Source organism: Flavobacterium tistrianum (genome assembly GCF_003254545.1).
Classification (GTDB): Bacteria; Bacteroidota; Bacteroidia; order Flavobacteriales; family Flavobacteriaceae; genus Flavobacterium; species Flavobacterium tistrianum.
This window is the reverse complement of record NZ_QJRH01000043.1, coordinates 1-6975: the sequence shown is the minus strand read 5'-3', so window position 1 is coordinate 6975 and position 6975 is coordinate 1. Positions and strand designations below refer to the sequence as shown.

Here is a 6975-nt window from a genome sequence, read left to right as displayed (position 1 = left end):
TAGTTAGTTAGTTAGTTAGTTAGTTAGTTAGTTAGTTAGTTAGTTAGTTAGTTAGTTAGTTAGTTATGTTTTCTCTTTTCTTTTCTTGCAGATTGATTTTAATTTTTATTTTGTTTTTGTTTTGTTTTGGCCGGCGAAAGTGGGGTGGTGGTGGAGAATCTCGTACTTTTCAAAAATTAAGGATTTCCGCCACAGGATAATCAAAAAAATATTAAATTAGATTATTGTTTGCTATTCAGGTTCTTATTCGTTTTATTATTAAAGGATTGCGTTTTAACTAATACCATTTAAAGTATGAAGGTCGAAAAATTTAAAAGAGCTTATCAGAATCAAAACGGAATGCTTCTGGCTGCATTTTTTCTTCTTGTGTCGCTAGCTGTAGAGGCACAGAAGAAAAACAGCGCAGAGGAAAACAGGCTGCCTTATCCGGATCCTGCCTTTAAAGGCAAGATTGGAAAGACCTACAAGGAATCGACTGCGGCATGGCCTGAAATACCCAAAGCGGCCGCAGGGGCGCCCAATATCATTATCGTGCTGCTGGATGACGTGGGATTTGGGCAGACATCCACATTCGGAGGGCTGATCCCGACTCCGAACCTCGACAAGCTGGCTTCCCAGGGAATCAAATACAACAGATTCCACACAACGGCGATATGCGGCCCCTCAAGGGCGGCGCTGCTGACAGGGCGCAACCATCACGATGCTGGAAACGGCTTTCTGATGGAGTGGGCAACCGGATTTCCCAATTATTCAACCATGATTCCGAAATCAACCGCTACAATGGGAGAGATTCTCAAAGACAACGGCTATTCGACCTGGTGGTACGGTAAAAACCACAACACCCCGGATTGGGAAACCAGCGTGGCAGGGCCATTTGACCGCTGGCCGACAGGTTTAGGGTTTGATTACTTCTACGGTTTTAATGCAGGGGAGGCGCACCAGTATTATCCGGTTATTTTTGAAAATACGCTGCCGGTAGAGCCAGATAAATCGCCGGAAGAAGGGTATCATCTGCTGACAGATATGACAGACCGGGCGATAGCTAAAATGAAATATTCAAAGTCCGTAGCGCCTGACAAGCCATTTTTTATGTATTTCGCGCCCGGGGGGATGCATGCGCCCCACCATGTCACCAAAGAATGGCGCGAGAGGTTCAAAGGCAAGTTTGATATGGGATGGGAGAAGTATAGAGAGCAGGTTTTCGAGAATCAGAAGAGAATGGGGATCATTCCTCCCGATACAAAGCTGACGCCAAAGCCTGACTGGGTTCCTGCATGGGAAAGCTTGAGCGGCAAGCAGAAGAAAGTCTATAATGCGCTGTTTGAAAATTATGCGGGTTATTTTGCCTTTACGGACCATGAGGTCGGGCGCCTTCTGGATGCCATAAAAGAGCTTCCCGATGCTGAAAATACTTTAGTGATCTATATTGTAGGAGATAATGGCGCTTCATCCGAGGGAGGGCCGGATGGGACGATGGATGAAATTAAGAGTTTATCGGGTATGAATGCCAGTCTGGATGATATAATTAAAGATCTTGACAAGCTTGGAGGCCCTGAAACCGAGCCCCATTATCCTGTAGGCTGGGCATGGGCAGGAAATACGCCTTTCCAATGGGTGAAACAGGTGGCATCCCATTTGGGCGGTTCCAGAAATCCTATGGTAGTGAGCTGGCCGGCAAGAATTAAACACGATGACAAACCCAGAGATGCCTTTTTGCATCTGATAGATGTCGCGCCGACAGTCTATGAAGCGGCCCACGTTACAATGCCTGAATATGTGAACGGAATAAAACAGGTTCCGCTGGAAGGAAAATCGTTTTTGCCTACTTTCACCGATAATGCCTACAAAGGAAGAACAGAACAGTATTTTGAAATTCTGAGCAACCGCTCGATATATGAGGATGGATGGAAAGCCAACGCCCAGCACACTTTGCCGTGGAGACAGGATGTTGCGCCGGGCAATTGGGACCAGGACAAATGGGAGCTTTATAATCTGAATTCAGACTTTTCAGAGGCAAATGATCTTGCGGCTAAAATGCCGGAGAAACTTGCTGAAATGAAGAAAAAGTTTGATCAGGCTGCTCTAAAATATCATGTCTATCCGCTTGATGACCGTGGCGTGGCTCGAGCTTTAATTCCTAAACCGGTGCCTCCCGGACTTGATCCCAAGACAACCCATTTTGTGTACTATCCCGGAGCAGTGCGGCTGCCGGAGACAGCCTCACCGGCAATTAAGAACCGCAGCTGGACAATCACTGCAGATGTAACGGGGAATTCCCAGAAAACCAATGGCGTTATTATAGCAGCCGGAGGGGTTTCTGCCGGAGTGACATTATATGTAAAAGATGGAATCCCTATATTCGATTATAATTATTATGGCAGACATACGGTTATAAAATCTCAAAAGGCATTAGGAAAAGACCCCCAAACGATATCTTTAGACTTTAATTACGCAGGCGGAGGCATGGGCAAGGGAGCTGAGTTAATTCTGAAGGTTGATGGGCAGGAAGCTGGAAAAGCAAAAATGGATGCAACCGTATTTGCGCGTTTTGGAGCTGATACTTTTGGAATTGGAGAAGATAGCGGCCAGCCGGTGACTTTCGATTACAAGCCTCCTTTTAAATTTAATGGTGCAATTGAAAAAGTCGCCATAGATTTAAAATGACGCTTATCTGATGTCCAGATTTAATATTGGATGCCATTTTGAAGATTATTTATGTTCAAGATTTGGGAATTAGTTATAGTGCAGGGGCTTTGAAGAGCTATGAAGCGGAGCTCAAAAAACATTGGAAAGAGCAGTGGAATTATCTGGCGGCGTTTCAAAAGCCGGTGATGCGTAAAATTAAATTTCCAGCATATTGAAAGGGAATGGTTATCAGCGGGAGATAATTTAAAGATGGGCAGTAATGCCCATCTTTTTTGTTTTAATAATGTCTTATGAGCTAGATTGGGTAAAGATGTGCATAGTGCCCCGTAATTGCCGATGGTGTAAAGTATGCTTGTTTTTTTAGATTTTTTTATTGTTGTTTTGGTTTTGATTTTGGCCGGCTAAGAGGTGGTTGGTTGGAAGGGAAGTGTATTTGAAAAATTGATTTTAAACTATTAGGGGACAGAAGCGGGATTCGAACAAAATTTCCGTATCCCGCTTTTATGCTGCATTTCTATTTTTTTTAATACTGCGCCGCAGTTCTGCCACGGAAATTTGGAAATGCCTATGGAAACCGGATAAAAAAGCTAAAGGGAGATTTTTGTTTCCTTTATTTTTTAGAAGCTTTGTAAGGATCCAGCGTTCCGGGTTTTATCAAAGGATATTTTTCGATGCTTTTCTCAAACTCGCCAGCAATTTTCATCATAGGCCCGCCAACCCAAGCATTAGGGGTCAGGCTTGAAGGATATTCCTCTTTTGGATCGGTGTACAGATCAAATATCTGTGGCACGCCAAGCTTGGCAGGCGTGTTCCACCAGTCCCTTTCCGATTTATAGAATGCCATTTTGAAATTTTTCCATTTGACTGCCTCCAGGCGGTCTGCTACAAAAACCGGAAATCCCTCACGGTTTGAAGTGCCTTTTCCAAAGAAAAAATCAGACTGGTCCACGCCGTCAATCATGCGGTCATTTGGCACTTGCGCTCCTGCAATCTTGGCAAATGTCGCAAATGTGTCCACTTCATGGATGATTTCATTGCTTGTGCGTCCGGCAGGAATCTTTCCGGGCCATCGGATTATAAAGGGAGTGCGCAGGGAGCCCTCCATGTGGGTGAAGTAGTAGCCGCTCCACGGCCCCGAAGAGCCTTGGGACGGGGCGGTAGGATCCGGGCCGTTGTCGCTTGTAAAGACAAAAATGGTATTCTCGCGAATTCCCAGCTTGTCCACTGCATCAATTATTTCCCCTGCATGGGCGTCCATTTCCGCCAATGCATCGGGGAAATCGCCATTTCCCGTTCTCCCGCTGAATTCAGGATTGGGCAGTGCGGGAAAATGCACAAGCGTAAAGGGGATGTAGACATAGAAAGGTTTTTTGGCCTGCACGCTTCTCTGCATGAATTCGATGGATCGTTTGGTAATTTCGGCATCGATCAGTCGCCGCTGCTCTAGATCATAGACAGCAAGATCTCTGCTTTTTTCCCCTTTTTTCCCTTCCATGATATGCATGAAGGATACGCCGGCTTCTTTAGCTCCGGGCTGGGATGGGAACATCGATTCGTCTGTTGTCCTTGGAATGCCGTACCACTCGTCAAAACCCTGATTATTGGGCAGTCTGCTCTGATCGCTTCCCAAGTGCCATTTCCCGAAATGCGCCGTTGCATATCCTGCGCCTGAAAGCAGTTCGGCAATTGTTATTTCCCATTGGGTGAGGCCGTCCGGGGAGCCGGGAAGAGGAACCGAATGCGTGCCGGAGCGGATGGCAAAGCGCCCTGTTAAAATAGCGGACCTGCTGGGCGTGCACTGGGCCTCCACGTTAAAATTGGTCAGGCGGGTCCCCTCGGAGGCCAGCCTGTCGATTCTGGGCGTCGGTGCGCCCCGCAATTCGCCTCCGCCATAGCAGCCCAGTTCGCCGTAGCCGAGGTTGTCCATCAGGATAAAGACAATGTTGGGCTTATCGGCAGATGCGATGGATTTCTGCTGCGCATGCAGCATTGGAAATCCCGCAAAAAAGCAGATCAGGCATACTTTACAGATTCTTTCGTTTATTGTCGGCATAATGATTTTTTTTGTTTGATTAACTGCCGGTTAAGGCTTTTTCTTCGGTTCAAAGAATGAGGCGCATGGCGCCAGAGTCAGAAAAAACGAATTTCCCTGCGTGCGGTTTACAGCTCCCAGCTCGCCCAGCCATCTGATTCCTATGCTTGATTTTATCGAAGGGATAAAAATATTGCCTTCAGCGCCAAGCGCATAGATCCGATCTTTGTTTTTGAGGTCGAATTCAACATTGTTTATCTGGGGAATCATCATTTCATCTTTTGTGGCCTTAAACTGCATGTAATAGACCAGCCCTGCATTAATAACCATCGGCATGGGATTTCCTTTTACAGGTTTTATCCAGGTTCTGCCCAGACCGCCTTCAACAGTGAGAAGGCTGCCGGGCTTTAGTTCGTTGCCTCCAGTATTCTTTTTTCTGCTGTTTAGGGCATAAGAAAACAAAGCCGAGATATTCCATTCTTTTTGGGCATCAAAATAGTAAGTCGTGCCTGCTGAGAACTCGTTGGATAAAATCCCCATGCCCGCATTGTCATCTCCGCCCAGCTCATATTTCCCTGTAGGCAGATAAAGGGCATACCCGGCCGTAAAATCCGCTTTTTTGGTTTTCCAGCCCAGCTGCAGCGGCTGAATGTACATATCGGTAAAGGCAAGCGATGATTTTGTTGAAACAAGATCGCCCTCGATCCGGCTCGAAGCAAAAGCGATCAGGACCGAGCCGCCGTAATTGCCCCCCAGTATTTTAAAATTGGTTACAAAATTTCCTCCAAATCCGAGAAGAAACATGTTGATATGGGGAATGTCGAGCTTTTCCCCATCGGCTCTAATAAGCTTGGAGGTCTGGTAGTCGTATAGCGCCACGGCGGGCATAAAGGAAGGCGGCGCCTGCGTGCCTGACTGGAGCCCCATGTCTCCCAGCAGATGCGTGCCTTTGAGCTGCGCATCTGCCGAAGCGGCACAGAAAAAAAGCAATGTGAAGATTGCCGCAATCCTTTTGCTTTTTTTAGATGGAAATGCTGCTTTAGATCTGCAGATGCCATATGGATAATATTTTCTTGCTGTCATTGGAGCGCCATTTTCTTGCTGCCTAAAATTAAGCGGATTTAAGAAATATCTAATCTGCCGGCTGCCGAAAACATGTTCCAGATTATAATCTGCAACCAAATTTTTAAGGGGATGGTGCGGAAATATAAATTTGGGCGCATGCGGGAATTCTATAAAGCTTAGGCTCGCGGCTGCTCCAGTTCCTAAAATTTTCACTTTGCGGAAGTTTCGTTTTTTAGCGCTGCAAAGCTTTAAAGGCTCCGCTTCAAGCCTGCAGCAGAAAATTTATCTTAAAAAATGGACTGGATATATTATCCTTTTGATGATTTAAGCCTTTTGCGGTGATTTTTCTAAAAATTAGCCGTATCTTTGCTTTTCACCAGCCGCTCCGCGGACATAATTCTATCGTTTGCCTATTTACAAAAGCTTGTATTGATTTTTAGTATAACCTTTTGCAGATTCGCAGGCTCTTGCCTTGTGAACTGCAGCAAATTTGAAAGCGATGTCCCAACAGCAGAATCCCGCCAAAATTATTTACCATGCAGATGACGATGAGGACGACAGATTACTGTTCACCGATGCCTTGGATGAGCTCAACCTGCCAGTCAAAGTCCATCAGGTCGAGGATGGGCAGGCGCTTCTGGATGCTCTTTTCCGCAAGTCTGGCCAGCTCCCCGAAATTGTATTTTTAGATATCAATATGCCTGGAAAAAACGGCTTTGAATGCCTGGAGGAGCTTCGCGCGGGTGCAGGGCAGTTAGGCGGAGTGAAGGTGGTGATGCTCTCCACGAGCGGCAGCCCTGAAAATATTAGCCGCTCCTTTGAGCTGGGCGCAGACCTGTACGCCATAAAGCCAAGCACATTTCAGGGATTTAAAACTCTCCTGCAGGACATCATTACTTTAGACTGGACAAGCTTTAAAAATAGGCAGGACTTCCTGCTGAGCGAAAGACTATGATATAGATGCAAAAGGATAGCGTTTCAAAGCCAGCGGCATAAGATTTTAGAATTTTAGCCTTTTGAATTTGTGCGGATCTTAGAATAAATAATTTAAAGATGGGCGGCAATGCCCATCTTTTTTGTTTTAGTATTGCCTTAAATGAGCTAAAATGGGTAAGAATCCTGCCTGGTGTTCCGGAGCTGGCAATGGTATGGATTGCACAAGAATGTAGTTAGTTAGTTAGTTAGTTAGTTAGTTAGTTAGTTAGTTAGTTAGTTAGTTAGTTAGTTAGTTT

4 protein-coding genes are annotated in these 6975 nt (G+C 45.7%); 2 read left to right on the top strand and 2 right to left on the bottom strand.

Annotated features, from left to right (window positions below):
• Positions 1-294 precede the first annotated feature (294 nt).
• Positions 295-2664 (top strand): arylsulfatase, encoded by a 2370-nt coding sequence (locus DMB71_RS00285; RefSeq protein WP_239452878.1) that lies wholly within the window; start codon positions 295-297, stop codon positions 2662-2664.
• Between the two features lie 592 nt (positions 2665-3256).
• Here the strand turns inward: DMB71_RS00285 and DMB71_RS00280 are convergent.
• The gene (locus DMB71_RS00280) at positions 3257-4699 is read right to left on the bottom strand and encodes an arylsulfatase (protein WP_111362692.1); all 1443 of its coding nucleotides are present in this window, start codon (positions 4697-4699) and stop codon (positions 3257-3259) included.
• Between the two features lie 30 nt (positions 4700-4729).
• Positions 4730-5956, bottom strand: a complete 1227-nt coding sequence (locus DMB71_RS00275) for a SphA family protein (RefSeq protein ID WP_111362690.1) — start codon at positions 5954-5956, stop codon at positions 4730-4732.
• 286 nt (positions 5957-6242) lie between these two features.
• On the opposite strand from DMB71_RS00275, the gene DMB71_RS00270 reads away from it, so the two are divergent.
• The gene (locus tag DMB71_RS00270; protein WP_111362689.1) at positions 6243-6698 is read left to right on the top strand and encodes a response regulator; all 456 of its coding nucleotides are present in this window, start codon (positions 6243-6245) and stop codon (positions 6696-6698) included.
• Positions 6699-6975: the final 277 nt, after the last annotated feature.